The 16,438-nt window shown below is 65.9% G+C and carries 12 protein-coding genes; 6 read left to right on the top strand and 6 right to left on the bottom strand.

Features of this window, described 5'->3' with window-relative positions:
• The first annotated feature begins 79 nt into the window (after positions 1-79).
• The 3 genes from ACSBPQ_RS06035 to ACSBPQ_RS06045 all read left to right on the top strand — a co-directional run bounded on the left by ACSBPQ_RS06035 (position 80) and on the right by ACSBPQ_RS06045 (position 3,614).
• Complete coding sequence (locus ACSBPQ_RS06035) at positions 80-1,699, top strand: diguanylate cyclase (protein ID WP_442684130.1); 1,620 nt, start codon at positions 80-82, stop codon at positions 1,697-1,699.
• A gap of 42 nt (positions 1,700-1,741) precedes the next feature.
• Complete coding sequence (locus tag ACSBPQ_RS06040; RefSeq protein ID WP_442684131.1) at positions 1,742-2,464, top strand: pseudouridine synthase; 723 nt, start codon at positions 1,742-1,744, stop codon at positions 2,462-2,464.
• 85 nt (positions 2,465-2,549) lie between these two features.
• Positions 2,550-3,614, top strand: a complete 1,065-nt coding sequence (locus tag ACSBPQ_RS06045; RefSeq protein ID WP_442684132.1) for a GGDEF domain-containing protein — start codon at positions 2,550-2,552, stop codon at positions 3,612-3,614.
• Positions 3,615-3,635: 21 nt separating this feature from the next.
• On the opposite strand, the gene ACSBPQ_RS06050 is transcribed toward ACSBPQ_RS06045, so the two are convergent.
• From ACSBPQ_RS06050 to ACSBPQ_RS06060, 3 genes are read right to left on the bottom strand one after another with little or no spacing between them, the layout of a single operon-like run.
• Positions 3,636-4,547 (bottom strand): DMT family transporter, encoded by a 912-nt coding sequence (locus ACSBPQ_RS06050; RefSeq protein ID WP_442684133.1) that lies wholly within the window; start codon positions 4,545-4,547, stop codon positions 3,636-3,638.
• Positions 4,548-4,593: 46 nt separating this feature from the next.
• Positions 4,594-5,427: a DUF72 domain-containing protein gene (locus ACSBPQ_RS06055; protein WP_442684134.1), complete on the bottom strand. Its 834-nt coding sequence runs from the start codon at positions 5,425-5,427 to the stop codon at positions 4,594-4,596.
• Positions 5,428-5,463: 36 nt separating this feature from the next.
• Positions 5,464-5,898 (bottom strand): VOC family protein, encoded by a 435-nt coding sequence (locus ACSBPQ_RS06060; RefSeq protein ID WP_442684135.1) that lies wholly within the window; start codon positions 5,896-5,898, stop codon positions 5,464-5,466.
• 106 nt (positions 5,899-6,004) lie between these two features.
• Between ACSBPQ_RS06060 and ACSBPQ_RS06065 the strand changes: the two genes are divergently transcribed.
• Both ACSBPQ_RS06065 and ACSBPQ_RS06070 read left to right on the top strand, forming a co-directional pair.
• Positions 6,005-7,591 carry a serine hydrolase gene (locus ACSBPQ_RS06065; RefSeq protein WP_442684525.1) on the top strand — a complete coding sequence of 529 codons (1,587 nt, stop codon included), beginning with the start codon at positions 6,005-6,007 and terminating at the stop codon, positions 7,589-7,591.
• A 301-nt stretch (positions 7,592-7,892) separates the two neighbouring features.
• Positions 7,893-9,725, top strand: coding sequence for an ABC transporter ATP-binding protein (locus ACSBPQ_RS06070; RefSeq protein WP_442684136.1), 1,833 nt, complete (start codon positions 7,893-7,895; stop codon positions 9,723-9,725).
• A 158-nt stretch (positions 9,726-9,883) separates the two neighbouring features.
• Here ACSBPQ_RS06070 and ACSBPQ_RS06075 read toward each other — a convergent pair whose 3' ends face one another.
• The 3 genes from ACSBPQ_RS06075 to ACSBPQ_RS06085 all read right to left on the bottom strand — a co-directional run bounded on the left by ACSBPQ_RS06075 (position 9,884) and on the right by ACSBPQ_RS06085 (position 12,857).
• On the bottom strand, positions 9,884-10,396 hold the full coding sequence (locus tag ACSBPQ_RS06075; RefSeq protein WP_442684137.1) for a DUF1993 domain-containing protein: 513 nt from the start codon (positions 10,394-10,396) through the stop codon (positions 9,884-9,886).
• Between the two features lie 152 nt (positions 10,397-10,548).
• The gene (locus ACSBPQ_RS06080; RefSeq protein ID WP_442684138.1) at positions 10,549-12,339 is read right to left on the bottom strand and encodes an acyl-CoA dehydrogenase C-terminal domain-containing protein; all 1,791 of its coding nucleotides are present in this window, start codon (positions 12,337-12,339) and stop codon (positions 10,549-10,551) included.
• 41 nt (positions 12,340-12,380) lie between these two features.
• Complete coding sequence (locus ACSBPQ_RS06085) at positions 12,381-12,857, bottom strand: LEA type 2 family protein (RefSeq protein WP_442684139.1); 477 nt, start codon at positions 12,855-12,857, stop codon at positions 12,381-12,383.
• A gap of 193 nt (positions 12,858-13,050) precedes the next feature.
• On the opposite strand from ACSBPQ_RS06085, the gene ACSBPQ_RS06090 reads away from it, so the two are divergent.
• Positions 13,051-16,410, top strand: coding sequence for a TonB-dependent receptor (locus ACSBPQ_RS06090; protein ID WP_442684140.1), 3,360 nt, complete (start codon positions 13,051-13,053; stop codon positions 16,408-16,410).
• The last annotated feature ends 28 nt before the right edge of the window (positions 16,411-16,438 follow it).

Below are 16,438 nucleotides of genomic sequence, written 5' to 3' on the forward strand. Positions count from 1 at the left end.
TGCGGAGTTGTGCGAGAGGAAGATGATGGCAGGTGCCCGGAATGCAGCTGGCTGGCGACAGGGGATGGCGTGGACAGCCATGCTGCTGGCGCTTCTGTGCACGACCGCAAGTGTGCTGGCCAAGCAGTCGCCGGTGCATCTGGACCGTGATTACCTGCTGGTCGGCGCGGCCGGCAGTGATCCTGCTCCGGAGCGGGCCTGCTCCGCGGAAGCACGCGCGCGATTCAGCAACAGCATCGAGATTCCGCCGCCGACGGGCGGCTGGCCCGGTACACCGCAGGCGGTGGAAGTATTCAACGTGTTTGCCGGCGAGGTGATGATCTCGCATCGCAACCGCCAGGTTTGCGGCCACATGCAGGATGCGCGCACCCGTGATTCACGGTTCAGAGCGGGCGTGGGCATGGTGATGGTGCCGGTCAAAGGCGATGTCGAGCCCATCCGCGTGGCCTGGGAGCGGCAGCTCAAGGCGCACTGGATACCGACCGTGCGGCTGGGCGCACCCAGCCCGATGCAGCAGATCGATACCCAGCGGCTGCTGCTCCGTACCGCTTGTATCGCCATTGCGCTGGCGTTGGCGCTGTCGGCGCTGATGGGTTTCATCACCACCCGCGACCGTGATTTCCTCGTCTACACCGTGGCTACCGCATTGCTGGTGATCTGGCAGGCAGTGCTCAGCGGATTGAGTGGCTATCCGCGCCCATGGTTGCCGGTAACCGGCTTTGCCCACTGGTGGCTGGTGTCCACATCGATGCTGAGCATCGTGGTGATGGGCTGGGTGCTGTGGCGCATGTGTGGGGGATTGCGGATCTGGCCGGGCTCACGGCTGTGGGTACGGGGACTGGCGCAGCTGACGCTGGTGCTGGTGCTGCTCACGCCATTGTTGCCCTGGGCGGTGTTGACCTGGTTGGCGGGGACGCTGGATCCGCTATTCGCGCTGGTCTGCGTGCTGGTGCTGGTCGCCGGCGTGGTGTCGCTGCGCCGCGGTGACCGCCGGGCGGTGGAGGGCATCGCCGCGGTGGTGCCGCTGTTGCTGATGGCGCTGATGGGCCTGTTTGGCAGCAGCGATCTGATGCGGTTCCGGGTCGAGGCGGTGCAGCTGTCGGTGACCTGGTTCCTGATGATGTATGCCTACGGCGTCAACCGCAGCCTCGGCCAGTTGCGGCAGCAGCGCGACGAGATGCGCCACCTGGCCGACACCGACACCTTGACCGGACTGCCGAACCGGCGCGCCGGCCTGCGCCAGCTCGAGCACTACATCACCGCCGCCAGGGCCACGAGGCAGCCGTTGTCGATCGGCTTCATCGATATCGACCTGTTCAAGCAGATCAACGACCGTTACGGCCACGATGTCGGCGACGAGGTGCTGGTGCTGGTGGCCAGGGTGCTGGCCAGTGGCGTACGCGGCAAGTTCGATGTGATCCGCATGGGCGGCGAAGAATTCCTGCTGCTGCTTCCGGGCTGCGGCGCCGACATCGCCTTGCCGCGGATGGAAAATCTGCGCGAGAAGATCACCTTCAAGGCGCAGGAGCTGCGCCATGAGGGGCTGCAGGTCACCGCCAGTATTGGTCTGGCGGAATTGCAGGACAGCGATGATGGCGTGGCCGCCCTGCTGCGCCGCGCCGATATCGCGATGTACCGGGCCAAGCGCGGCGGCCGTAACCGGGTGGTCGATGCGCGTACCGAGCTGGATGTGGCCTGAGCCGCGCTGTTCGGTGGTGTGGCAATGGCGGATAATCCGCCAATGACAATCCGAATCAACAAGCACATCGCCGAAACCGGCTTCTGTTCGCGCCGCGAGGCCGACCGCCTGCTGGCTGCGCGCCGCGTGACCGTCAACGGCGTCGTCGCCGGCACCGGCGCGGTGGTAGGCGAGGGTGACCAGGTACTGGTCGATGGCCAGCCGCTGCGTGCCCGTACCGTGCACAAGAGCACCGGCCGCCGCCATGTCTATATCGCGCTGAACAAGCCGGTCGGCATCACCTGCACCACCGATACCGAGGTCAACGGCAACATCGTTGACCACGTTGGCCACGAACAGCGCATCTTTCCGATCGGCCGTCTGGACAAGGATTCCGAAGGCCTGATCCTGATGACCAGCAACGGCGATATCGTCAACAGGATCCTGCGCGCCGAGAACGGCCACCAGAAGGAATACCTGGTCGCGGTCAACAAGCCGGTCACCGATGAATTCCTGCGTGGCATGGCCCGCGGCGTGCGCATCCACAACCAGATGACCTTGCCGTGCCGGACCTCGCGCATTGCCAAGTTCGGTTTCCGCATCATCCTGGAGCAGGGCCTGAACCGGCAGATCCGGCTGATGGCCGCCGAGTTCGGCTACCGCGTCACCCAGCTGCGCCGCGTGCGCATCGACAACATCAAGCTCGGCGTGCTCAAGCCCGGCCAGTGGCGCAACCTCACCGAGCAGGAGCTGCGTGGCCTGCTGCCGCAGCAGACCGACTGGTGACGTATGACCGGCTTGCCGCGGCCTTCGCGCGGTAAAGCTAGACTCTTGCGCGTTGCCTTGGCCTGCGCAGGACGGGAAACTCCGCATGATCAAACCGCCACTTCCCGCCAACGAAGCCGAGCGTCTGGCGGCGTTGCAGCGCTACCGGATCCTGGACACCGCCCGCGAGCAGGAATTCGAAGACCTGGTCAGCATCGCCCGCACGCTGTGCGGCACGTCGATGGGGGCGGTGACATTGATCGACCGCGACCGCCAGTGGTTCAAGTCGCTGCAGGGGCTGGAGGGCGAGCAGACCGCGCGTGATGACGCCTTCTGCGCCCATGCCATCCTGCAGCCCGGGCAGTTGACCGTGGTTCCGGATGCGCGCCTTGATGCGCGCTTCTGCGGCAACCCGGCGGTGGTCGGGGGTCCCAACATCCGCTTCTACGCCGGCGCGCCGCTGCTGAGCAGTGAAGGCCATCCGCTGGGCACCCTGTGCGTGTTCGATGCGCTGCCCGCGCACCTGGGCACGCCGCAGGCCGAGGCCCTGCGTGCGCTGGCGCGGCAGGTCAGCCGGATGATGGAAATGCGCCTGCTGCGGCTGCAGATCGATCATCACCAGCAGGAGCAGGACTGGTACGAAGCGCGGCTGGCCGAGTACTACCGGCAGCTGGAGCAGACCAACCTGGAGCTGTCCGAACAGACCCGCACCGATCCGCTGACCGGTCTGCCGAACCGCCGCGCACTGGCCGCGGCCATGTCGGCCTTGATCGAATCTCCCGGCGAGGGGGCGCCGGCGGTGGCCATCGTCGATATCGACCATTTCAAAATGGTCAACGACATCCACGGCCACGGCGAGGGTGACCGGGTGCTGACCGAATTAGCGGATGTGCTGCGTGCGCAGTTTTCCGGACGCGGCATGGCGGCGCGGTTCGGTGGCGAGGAGTTCGTGATCCTGATGCCGGACACGCCGCTGCAACAGGCCCAGCTGCAATGCGAATACCTGCGCGAAGCGGTGCGGCTGCTGCCGATCGGTCTGCCGGTGTCGGTCAGCATCGGGCTGGCCGTGCACCGTGACGGGGAAACCCCAAGTGACACCCTGCGCCGTGCCGATGTCGCGCTGTACCAGGCCAAGGCGCAGGGCCGCGACCGGGTGGTGGTCGCCGATTGAGACCGCGCCAGTCGCCCGGACTCAGCGGGTCGCGGCTGCCGGTCGCCAGCGGTTGAGCAGCGGGTGCAGGAACACGCCGCCGAGGATGATCGCCACACCCAGATAGAACTGGCCCGACAGCTCGTGCTGCTCGCCCAGGAACAGCATCGCCAGCACGATCGCGTAGACGGGTTCCAGATTGGTCACCAGCTGCACCGTGTAGGCACTCAGGTGGCGCAGCGCGACCAGCGCCAGGGCGAACGGCAGCAGCGTGCACAGCCCGGACAGGGCCAGCAGCAGTACGCCGTCATGCAGGTCCGGCATCACCAGCAGGTCGCTGGCCAGCGCCGGCAGCAGGAACGGCAGCAGTGGCGCCAGCAGGGTCAGGGTCAGGGTGCCGGCACCCAGCTCCAGTGCGGTCACGGTCAGCGGATCGGCATGGCCGACCATGCGCTTGTTGAACGAGCCGAAGATCGCCACCAGCAGCGCCGACAGCGCGCCCACCGCCACGCCCAGGCGCATGCCATCGGGCACGCCGCCGACCACCAGCGCCACGCCCGGCAGCACCACCACGCCCAGCGCCAGTTCGCGCAGCTGGAACGGGCGACGCGCGATCCACGGCTCGATGATCGAGGTGAACACCGGCGCCAGTGCGATGCAGGTTGCCGCCACCGAGGCGTTGGCCAGCTTCACCGCGCCGTAGAAGGTCAGCCAGTGCAGCGCCACCAGCGCACCGATGCCGGCATAGCCCAGCACCAGCCGCGTGTTCAACGCCGACAGCCCGCGCCATACCCGCGGCAGCACGGCCAGCATCGCCACCACCAGCAGCATCCGCCACCACACCAGCGGCAGCGCGGGCAGGGTGATCAGCTTGCCGAGGATGGCCGTCACGCCCCACAGCAGCACGCAGAAATGGATTTGCAGCAGGGCTTTGCGGGTGTCGGTCATCGGCATGGGCGAATTGTCGCCGATGCATCGCCCGGTCGCTGTGCTGGTTCCGTCACTTTTTCTCCAGAAGCCGCAACAGTGCCTGCGCCGCGGCCGGATTGCGATGCTTGGCGGCACTGATGAAGTAGAGGAACACCTCGCGCGGCGTAGCGACGGCGGTATCGGCTGGTTGCAGGTACGGCAGATCCGAAGGCGCGGCGCCTTGTCGCCAGCGCTGGGCGCGCTCGGCCCACTGTGCCAGTTCCGGCAACGGGTAGCCGCTGGCGTGGACGTCGCGGCTGCGCATCAGCCGCGCATAGACGAAGTCGCCGCACAGGTCGGCGGCATTGGGGTGTGCGTCCGAGTCGGTATAGACCAGCGCCATGCCGTGCTGGCGGGCCAGTGCGACCAGTCCGGTATTGAAAAAGCCGCGATCACGCACCTCCAGCGCGTGCCGCTGGCGGCGGCCGTTGACCTCCCTCGGCAGCAACGCGAGGAAGGCGGCGAAGTCGTCCGGCTCCAGCGCACGGCCGGCCTCGAACTGCCACAGCAGCGGCCCCAGCCGGTCACCGAGGTGGCTGATGCCGTCGATGAAGTCCTCCACCTGCGCGCCGGTGGCGGCCAGCTTGCGCGCAGTGACGATGCGCTTGGGCGCCTTGGCCGAGAACACGAAGCCCTCCGGCGTGGCATCGCGCCAGCCGGCATAGATCGCCGGCTTCTGGGTGCCGTGGTACGTGCCGTTGATCTCGATGCTGGTCAGCTGGCGGCTGGCGAACTCCAGCTCGCGCCGCTGCACCAGCCCGGGCGGATAGAACGCACCACCGCGCCACGGCGCATAGGTCCAGCCGCCGATGCCGACGTGGAAGCCGGACGGCGAGCGGGCAGTGCTGGAAAACAGGTCATCCATGCAGAGCGGGTCCACGCAAAGCGCTATTGTGCCGGCTCAGGGCGCGGCCGGCGCCTGCCACGGGTCGTAGCTGCCGAACCACCACACATGGCCTTCGATATCACGGCAGCCATAGCCACGGCCGCCGTACTCCTGATCGGCGATCTCGATGACAATCTGTGCGCCGGCGGCCTTGGCGCGGGCGTAGTGGGCATCGGCGTCGATCACGATCACGCAGGCGCTCTGGGTTTCCAGCCCGCCCACCTCGTCGGGCTGGATCATGTTCGCGCCCCATTGCCCGGGTTGCACCGAGCCCAGCATGACCATGCCGTTGCCGAACACCAGCTGCGCGTGGTGGACGATGTCGCCGTCCTGGTACACCGCATGGCGCTGGAAGCCGAATGCACGGCAGAGCCAGTCGATCGCCGCTGGCGCGTCGCGGTAACGCAGGCACGGAATGATGGTGGCGGTAGTGCGAGCGGCAAGTTCCATGGCGGCATTCGTGCGGGACGTGGAAGGCGAGCCTGCGCGCGCACGCGTTACCATCGCGGCAAGGCTGGCCCGTGCGGGGCCGGTGTCGATCCAGAAGGGACATACATTGAACAACTGGTTGGGCGGCGGGCTGGTGCTCGCGATGGGGATGGCCACGCAGGCCGTGGCAGCGCAGGACAGCGTGACGCCGGCGCAATTGCAGCAGCTCGATGCCACCGTGGAGCGGGTCCGTGAGCAGTTCGACGTGCCGGGCGTGGCGGTGGCCGTGGTCAAGGACGGCAAGGTGATCCTGGAGCGCGGCTGGGGTGTGCGCGAGCTGGGCAAGCCAGAGCCGGTGCAGGCCGACACGCTGTTCGCCATCGCCTCCAACACCAAGGCCTTCACCGCCACCGCACTGAACCTGCTGGCCGAGGACGGCAAGCTGAAAATGGACGACAAGGTGATCGACCACCTGCCGTCTTTCCGCATGTCCGATCCGTATGTCACCGGCGAGATGCGCATCCGCGATCTGCTCTCGCACCGCAGTGGCCTGAGCCTGGGCGCGGGCGATCTGCTGTTCTGGCCGACCACCAGTTACTCCAATGCCGAGGTCGTGGCGCGGCTGGCCAAGGTGCCGCTCAAGGGCGGTTTTCGTGACCGCTACGCCTACGACAACATCCTCTACGCGGTGGCCCAGCAGGTGATCGAAACCGTGTCCGGGCAGTCGTTCGATACGTTTCTGCAGCGGCGCATCTTCGACAAGGTCGGCATGGCCGGCACCCGCTACAACGCCGATCACCTCAAGCCCGGCGACCTGGCCGCCATCGGCCATGCCAAGTTCGACTTCACCGATCTGCGCCCGGTCCCGCCGCTGACCTGGTCCAACGCCGCCGGTGCCGGTGGCCTGTATTCCAGCGTGCACGACATGGCCAAGTGGATGAACGTGCAGCTGGCCGAAGGCCGGCTCGCCGATGGCACGCCGCTGTTCAGCGAGAAGACCCAGCAGCAGATGTGGCAGATGCAGATTCCGCAGGTGGTGCCCAAGCCGTCGGTGCCGGAGCTGGAAGCGGCCAAGCCGAATTTCGCCGGTTACGCCGAAGGCTGGAGCCTGAGCGACTATCGCGGACAGAAGCTGGTCTGGCACACCGGCGGCTGGCCGGGGCAGGTCTCGCGGCTGACGCTGGTGCCGGGGCAGGAGCTGGGTGTGGTGGTGCTGACCAACGCCGAATCCGGCGCCGCGTTCAACGCCATCACCATGAGCGTGCTCGACGCCATGCTCGAGGCGCCGGCGCATGACTGGGTCGCTGCCTATGCCGCGGCCGTGGCCAAATCGCAGGACAAGGCCGACGAAGGTTGGGCCAAGCATCAGGCCGTGCGCGATGCCAAATCCAAGCCCTCGCTGCCGCTGGCCGGCTACGCCGGTGCCTATCGCGACGCGTGGTATGGCGAGGTGTCCGTCGAGCAGAAGGGAGGCAAGCTGCGCCTGCGCTTCGGTGCCACCGCCGATCTGGTCGGCACGATGGAGCACTGGCAGCACGACACCTTCATCGTGCGCTGGGACAACCGCTCGCTCAACGCCGACGCCTTCGTCAATTTCAGTCTCGATCCGGATGGCAAGGTGCGCGAAGTCCGCATGCAGGCGGTGTCCTCGCTGACCGACTTCAGCTTCGACTTCCAGGACCTGCTGTTGGTGCCGGTGCCCGAAAAGAAGTGAGTGCCACAGCGCCATCGGCAACGCCGATGGTCGGCAAGCGGAGGGACTGCCGCACAACGCGGCCTTTGCCGCGAAGCGCCATGCGACGCAGATAGACAGGCCGGTTGCCCCGGTACCAGAAGAGGCATGCCATCAAGGGCATGCCTCTTACCTTGCTACCATTTCGGGTTTGCCCCGCACCGGGGCAGGCTCCGCTGCGGTTGTGCCGCAGATGGGCATGTGAAGTCCACCCGTCGCCTGACCTCAGTGTCGCGGGGATACGCGACAATGCCCGGTATCCTCCGTCCGCTGGTCTGCCTCGATGTTCCGTTGGTTCGAATCCCGCCTCGACCCGTTCCCGTCGGACCCGCCGGCGCAACCGCCGCGTGGCCTGTATGCGTTCTGCCGCCATTACACGCGCGGTGCGGAGAAGTGGCTGCTGCTGATGGCGCTGACCACCGCCGGCATCGCGGTGGCCGAGCTGGTGCTGTATGCCTATGTCGGTGCGCTGGTGGACCGCCTTGGCTCTACCACACCTGCCGCCTTCTTCGATGCCGAAGGTCCGCGCCTGCTGTGGATGGGGCTGCTGGTGCTGGTCGGCTTGCCGCTGCTGGTGCTGGTCAATTCACTGGTGCAGCACCAGACCCTGCTCGGCAATTTCCCGATGCGGATCCGCTGGAGCGTGCATCGCTACCTGCTGCGGCAGTCGATGGGCTATTTCCAGGATGAATTCGCCGGGCGCATCGCCACCAAGCTGATGCAGACCTCGCTGGCGGTGCGCGAGACGGTGGTCAAACTGTTCGACATCGGCAATTACGTGCTGGTGTTCTTCATCGGCACCCTGGTGGTTGCCGGCGCCGCGGACTGGCGGATGATGCTGCCGTTCGCAGCCTGGCTGATCGGCTATGCGCTGTTGATGTGGCATTTCGTGCCGCGCATGGAGCGCATCTCGCGCGAGCAGGCCGATGCCCGCTCCGAGATGACCGGGCGCATCGTCGACAGCTACACCAATATCGCCACGGTCAAGCTGTTCTCGCATTCACGGCGCGAGCAGGCCTACGCGCGCGAGGCGATGAGCGGCTTCCTGGACAAGGTGCATCCGCAGATGCGGCTGGCCACGCGCATCTACTCGCTGCTGTATGCGCTGAACATGTTGCTGCTGTTCTCGGCGGTGGTGCTGGGCCTGTGGCTGTGGCAGGGCGGCCTGGTGAGTGCCGGCGCGATCGCCGTGAGCGTGGCGCTGGTGCTGCGCATGCTGGGCATGTCGCAGTGGATCATGTGGGAGCTGTCGTCACTGTTCGAGAACATCGGCACCGTGCATGACGGCATCAACTCGATCTCGTTGCCGCCGACAGTGGACGATGCGCCTGGCGCCCCGGAACTGCCGCGGCTGGCCGGTGATATCCACTTCGAGGGCGTGTCCTTCCACTACGGCAAGAACCACGGCGTGATCGAAGGGCTGGACCTGCACGTACGCTCGGGCGAGAAGATCGGTGTGGTCGGGCGCTCGGGCGCGGGGAAATCCACCCTCGTCAACCTGCTGCTGCGCTTCCACGATGTCGAGCATGGGCGAATCCTTGTCGATGGCGTCGATATCGCCTCGGTGCAGCAGGACTCGCTGCGCGCACATATCGGTGTGGTCACCCAGGACACCTCGCTGCTGCATCGTTCCATCCGCGAGAACCTGCTGTACGGCCGCCCCGATGCGAGCGAGGAGCAGATGCGCGCGGCTGTGTCCAAGGCGCGTGCCGATGGCTTCATCGCCGAGCTGCGTGACAGCGAGGGTCGTAGCGGTTACGACGCCCATGTCGGCGAGCGTGGCGTGAAGCTCTCCGGCGGCCAGCGGCAGCGCATCGCCATCGCCCGCGTGCTGCTCAAGGACGCCCCGATCCTGGTCCTCGACGAGGCCACCTCGGCGCTGGATTCGGAAGTGGAGGCGGCCATCCAGGAGAGCCTGGACGAGCTGATGGGCAACAAGACGGTGATCGCCATCGCCCACCGGCTGTCCACCATCGCGCGCATGGACCGGCTGGTGGTGATGGACCAGGGCCGCATCGTCGAGACCGGCAGCCATGCGCAGCTGATCGCCGCTGGCGGCCTGTACGCGCGGCTGTGGGCGCGGCAGACCGGCGGCTTTGTCGCGGTCGAGGACTGAGCAGGCGCTGCTGCCGCCACGGGCACGCGAAAGAAAAAGCCTCCGCCAGCAATGCTGACGGAGGCTTTCAGGCAGCGGGCGGCCGCAGTGGGTAGCCCGGGTAAGCGAAGCGCACCCGGGGTTTCCTCAATGTGGCAAAGCCTGTCGGGTCGGTAGACTCAGTAGATGCCCATGTAGTCGCGCTTGCCGATCTCCACGCCGTTGTGGCGCAGGATCGCGTAGCTGGTGGTCACGTGGAAGAAGAACTGCGGCAGGCCGTACTGCAGCAGGTACACATTGCCCTGCAGCTTCTTTTCCTTCGGCGTGCCCGGACGCAGCACGATCTCGCGTGACTCGCTGCCGTCGAACTGTTCGGCGCTGAGGCTGTCGATATGTGCAAGTGTCTTGGCGATCAGTGCCTGCAGTTCGGTGAAGCCGGCTTCGGCGTTGTCCGGCCACGACGGCACTTCGGTATTGCTCAGGCGCGAGCTGATGCCCTTGGCAAAATCGGTCGCGATCTGCACCTGGCGCACCAGCGGGAACATGTCCGGGAACAGGCGTGCACCCAGCAGCGCGGCCGGGTCGATCTTCTTCTCGGTGGCGTGGGCGTCGGCCTTGGCCAACACCTCGGACAGAGCAGTGAGCATCTGCTTGAGGACGGGAACCGAGGCGCTGTACATCGAAAGGGACATGGTGGAACTCCGTTGAGAGGGGGAACCGGCGCGGTGTGGTCGCGCATGCTGAAACCCCTACAGCATAGGCCGTCCGTCGACGCGGCGTGGCCGCTGGCACACTGCGCTGTTCAGGCCCGGCGGCTGCCGGGCCTGGTATGCCCACGTGGCGATCAGTCGCCGAAGTGCAGCGGATCCATGGCCATCAGCGAATCGGCACCGGCGGCGATGCCGGCGGCGTGGCTGAAGGTGCGCGGCAGGATGCGGGCGTAATAGAAACGCGCGGTTTCCAGCTTGGCCTGCTTGAAACTGCCCGTCTGGCTGGAGGCCTGTGCGGCAGCCACCGAGCGTGCCCACCAGTAGGCCAGTGCCACGTAGCCGCTGTAGAACAGGTAATCCCAGCTGGCCGCGCCCAGTTCTTCCGGGTTGGCGGCGGCGCGCTGCAGCACGTCGATGGTCAGCGTGCCCCATTCCTTGGCCTTGGCACCGAGTACCGGCAGGAATTCGGCGACGGCCGGGTTGCTGGCGTTGGCGGCGATGAACTGCTCGATTTCGGCCAGGAACAGCTTCAGCCCGGCGCCCTGCGAGACAGCGGTCTTGCGGCCGATCAGGTCCAGCGCCTGGATGCCGGTGGTGCCTTCGTACAGGGTGGTGATGCGGGCGTCGCGTGCGTACTGCTCCATGCCGTGCTCGGCGATGTAGCCGTGGCCGCCGAACACCTGCTGGCCGTTGTAGGTGGCCTCGATGCTCCATTCGGTGAGGCACGCCTTGACGATCGGAGTGAGGAAGCTGACCAGCGTTTCGGCGTCGGCGCGGGCCTTGTCGTCCTTGGCGTGCTCGGCGGCATCGAGCTGGGTGTAGGCGTGCGCGGCCAGCAGGCGGCCACCTTCGGTCAGTGCCTTGGTGGTCAGCAGCATGCGACGCACGTCGGGCTGGGCGATGATCGGATCGGCCGGCTTGTCCGCCAACTGGGCACCCTTGGGCGCACGCGACTGCAGGCGTTCGCGGGCATAGGCCAGCGCACCCTGGTAGGCGCGCTCGGACTGCGCCAGGCCCTGCACGCCGACACCGAGGCGGGCGGAGTTCATCATCACGAACATCGCCTGCAGGCCCTTGTGCGGCTGGCCGACCAGGTAGCCTTGCGCGCCGTCGAAATTCATCACGCAGGTCGAGGAGCCATGGATGCCCATCTTGTGCTCCAGCGAGCCGCAGCGCAGCGTGTTGCGCTCGCCCTTGTTGCCGTCGCGGTCGACCTTGAACTTGGGAGTGACGAACAGCGAGATGCCCTTCGGCCCCGGCGGGGCGTCGGGCAGCTTGGCCAGCACCAGGTGCGCGATGTTCTCGCTCAGGTCGTGCTCGCCGGCGGTGATGAAGATCTTGGTACCGCTGATCGCGTAGCTGCCGTCGGCATTGGGTTCGGCACGGGTCTTGATCAGGCCCAGGTCGGTGCCGGCGTGCGGCTCGGTCAGACACATGGTGCCGGTCCAGTGGCCGGCCACCAGCGGCTTGAGGAAGGCTTCCTTCTGCCAGTCCTCGCCATAGTGCTTGAGCGCCTCGACCGCGCCGTGCGACAGCATCGGGAACAGGCTCCAGGCCAGGTTGGCCGAAGACACCATCTCGCTCAGCGCCATGCCCAGCGTGCCGGGCATGCCCTGGCCGCCGAAGTCCGGGGACGCGGTCAGGCCGGTCCAGCCGCCTTCGACGAATTGCGCATAGGCCTCCTTGAAGCCCGGAGCGGTGGTGACCTCGCCGGTGGCCTTGTCCAGCGTGCAGCCACTCTGGTCGCCGACGGCGTTCAGCGGGGCCAGTACCGTGCTGCTGAAACGGCCGGCTTCTTCCAGCACCGCGTCGATGACGTCGGCACTGGCTTCTTCAAAGCCCATCGCGGCAAACAAGGACTCGGCCTTGAGCACGTCATGCAGGGCGAAGCGGAGGTCGGTAACAGGGGCTTTGTAGTTGCTCATCAGACGATTCTCGAACGATGCGGAAAACGGGGACGGGGGGTTCAGCGCAGCACGCCGGGCAGACCGGGCGCCTGGTTGAGGCTGTTGCGGGACTTCACTTCGAAGCTGCGCTGCTTCCTTTCTTCTGGAGTGGCACTGACAGTGCCTTCCAGCTCGTAGAACAGCGTGCGGCCGCCAGCCAGCGCATCGGCGACGACGATCCGGGCCGAGGAGCTCGGCTGCATGCGCACGCTGACAACATCCGCCGATTCCGGGCCGATCGACACGGCCGGGCTGGCGTTCAGGGTGCCGGCGCTCTCTTCGCCGACCTTCACCGCAAGCGCGACCGAATCAAACCGCATCGGCATCGAACTGTAGTTGCGCAGGCGCAACTGCACAGCCCAGTTGCCCTCGCTGTCGACGGTAAGCTGCTGGATGCTGGCCGCGGGCTCGGAAACACGCTTGACCTTGCCACTGCCGCAGGCGGTCATGGCAAGGGCGATCAGTGCGACCAGGGCGTAACGGGTGCGCAAACGCATATGGCGGTGTCCTCATGCAGAAACGGATCACCCGGAAGGATACTACGGCGTATGGCAGGAAGGGCGGACCGCTGGTCTGCAAGAACGGGGCAACGGCATCTGGCATGGCGGAACTTCAGCGGTTGTGCATCAAACAGGTGAGAGGCCGGCAAAGGCCATCGTTTTCGCACCTTATTTCCGGGGGATACATCACATGCGTTCATTCAAGTTGTTGCCGCTTGCAAGTGCTATCCGCAGCGGTTTGGCGATTGCGGCCCTGTGCGTGGCAGCTCCGGTATTCGCGGCCCCACCGCAGTTCGATGTGGATGGGGGACATATCGAGGATGTGCTGCCTGAATTTGCACGTCAGGCCGGCATCCAGATCATCGCCCCGGCCAATGAGGCCGGTGGGGTGCGTATCGAGGTCGGGCGGCTCAAGGGGCAGATGGATGTACGCCAGGCACTGAACCGGTTGCTGGATGGCACCGGCCTAACCGTTGCCTCCGACGATGGCCGCACCATCACCCTGCGTGCGGCTTCGCCGATGCTGGCGTCGCTGAACGGCCTCGGTGGGCTGGGTCTGGTGCAGGCGGCGCAGGCAGCCGAGCCGGTGGCGCCCACACCAGCGCCCGCCATCAACCAGAACGTGAGCACACTGGACCAGGTGACCGTGGTTGGCAGCCAGATCAAGGGCAGCAAATCGGCGGCGATCCTGCCCGTGGCGACGCTGCAGACCGAGCAGATCGAGGCCACCGGCGCGGTTTCCGGCGACGAGCTGTACCGTTCCATCCCGCAGATGGGCGACGTGTCGTTCAGGGGCACCAACGGTGGCAACAGCTCCAACTACGCCCGGGGTGACATCGCATCGGTGAATCTGCGCGGGCTGGGCGTCGGCAATACGCTGCTGCTGATCAACGGCCGCCGTACTGTTGTCCATCCGATGAGTCAGGCCGACGGCAACCTGGTGCCGGTGCTGACCTATAACGCCAACGCGGTGCCGGTGTCCAACCTGCAGCGTGTGGAGGTGCTGCTGGATGGCGCCGCCGCAATCTACGGTACCGATGCGGTGGCCGGCGTGGTCAACAATGTGCTGCGCGACGATATGGACGGCGGCACCATCAGCGTGCAGAAGGGCATCGGCGAGGGCACCAATCTCAGCGATATCGGCATCAATGGCATGTGGGGCAAGAACTCCGAAGACCTGCGCTCCAACATCACCGTCGCCTTCAACTACTACAACACCACCGGACTGAATTCACTGGACCAGGACTGGACCCGCAATGGCAACCGCGCCGCCGATTTCGCCGGTACGCCGTTCGCAGGGCTGGCTGGTGTGGACAACCGCAACACCAACAGTCCGTGGGGCAACTTTACCGCGGTCGGTCCGCGTGTGTCGCAGAACGGCACCTGGTTGACTACCGCCGCTGGCGCCTTCCACGTGCAGCCGATCGGCAACAGTGGCTGTGGCGCGACCATTGCCGACGGCATCTGCGTGCAGTCCGGCAGCAAGGCGACCTCCGGCGCCGATGCCAATCTGCGTGACAACCAGCAGTCGCAATATCCGATCTCGATCAATCCGGACGTGCGCCGTCTGAACCTGTTTGTCACCGGCAAGCACGATTTCGACAACGGCATTTCGTTCTTCAGCGAGGCCGGCATCTACAACTCGCGTGCCTACAGCCTGCAGAACGGCGTCAACAGCATCACCGCACTGCCGATGACGGTGGCCGCGAGCAATTACTGGAACCCGTTCGGGGCGATGTACCTGCCCGATGGCACGCTCAACCCGAACCGTCTGCAGGGCCTGAACATCGGTCCGGATGGTGTGCCGGTCACGTTGACCAGCTACCGTTTCGAGCGGCCGACCCGTATTGAGGTCGACAATACCCAGGTGCGTGCCCTGGTCGGCCTGCGTGGCTTCCATTACGGTTTCGACTGGGAAAGCGCGGCGCTGTACTCGCAGGCCAAGGTCAAGGACACCCAGGACGCGGTGAGCATGTCGCTGTTCCAGCAGGTGCTGGCCAATCCGACCGCCTCTGCCTACAACCCGTTCTGCGGCGGCTGCAACGACTGGGATTCTCTCGACCAGTTCTTCTACAAGGCCAAGCGCCAGGCGCAGACCGAGCTGTTCCTGTGGGACTTCAAGGTCTCGCGTCCGGACCTGTTCCGCACCTGGGCCGGTGATGTCGGCATGGCCGCCGGTGTGGAAGCGCGGCATGAAACCCAGCGTGATGACCGCGATGCGCGCGTGGACGGCTCGGTGACCTTCACCGATGCGATCACCGGCGTGGCGTATCCCAGTGACATGTATGGCGTCAGCCCGACCCCCGATACCTACGGTTCGCGCACTGTGGCCGGGCTGTTCGCCGAGCTCTCGGTGCCGCTGGTGTCGCCGGAGATGGGTGTACCGCTGGTGCGCTCGCTGGATCTGCAGGTGGCCGGTCGCGCCGAGCGCTACAACGATTTCGGCAATGTCGCCAAGCCGAAGCTGGCGCTGGGCTGGCAGATTTTCGATGGCCTGACCTTGCGTTCATCCTGGGCCAAGGGCTTCCGTGCGCCCAACCTGGAACAGGTCAACGCCACGGTGGTCAGCCGCTCCAACAACCGCACCGACTACATCCAGTGCGAGGCCGATGTGCGCACCGGCGCACAGGGCTCCATCGCCGGTTGCGGCGGTTACACCTATTCGACCACCGCGCGCCGCTCCGGCAATCCGGACCTGAAGCCGGAAACCTCGACCAATACCAGTGCCGGTCTGGTGTTCCAGCCGCGCTTCATCCCCGAGGACTATGGCCGTTTCACCTTCGCGGTGGATTACTACAAGTACGAGCAGGAGGGCATCATTGGCCTGTTTGGCGAAGGCAACGCGCTGATCCTAGATTACATCCTGCGCCAGCAGGGTGGCAGCAATGCTGCCGTGGTCCGTGCCGATGCCACCGTCGATGAGATCGCGCGTTTCGCCGGTACCGGCCTGGATCCGGCCGGCAAGGTGCTCTACGTCACGGATCAGTATGTCAACCTGGAGCCGCAGACGCTGCGTGGCGTGGATTACAACGTCAGCTGGAATTCGCCGGAAACCCGCATCGGCCGTTTCGACGTGTCGGTCACCGGCACCCATCTGATCGAGTTCTACCGTCAGCGTTCGCCGGCACTGCAGGCGCTGGAAGATGCCAAGGGCACCGGTCTGGTCGATCCGTCGATCCGCATCACTGGCGGTGGCGACCTGATCGGCAATGGCGGCAACCCGGAATGGAAGTGGTCCGGCACGTTGACCTGGCGCTACCGGCAGCTGTCGGTAGGGGCCGCCGCGCGTTATGCCAGTTCCTATGTCGACAACTTCCTGACGCTGTCCGATGGCACGCCGTGGACGGTGCAGTCGCAGACCCTGGCCAACGCCTTTGTGAAGTACGACTTCGAGCGGGAGGGCTGGCTCGACGGTGTATCGCTGAAATTCGGTGCCAACAATCTGGCCAACAAGCGCCCGCCGGTGGCTGACGACGTGTTCGGCTTCCCGTCCGGTGTATACCAGGCCAATCCGCGCTACTGGTACATCAATGTGGGTAAGGCGTTTTGATGAAAGCGGTTGATGCGACCAGCACCAC

Origin of the sequence: Stenotrophomonas sp. JC08, from assembly GCF_052180205.1 — a bacterium.
Lineage (GTDB): Bacteria > Pseudomonadota > Gammaproteobacteria > Xanthomonadales > Xanthomonadaceae > Stenotrophomonas.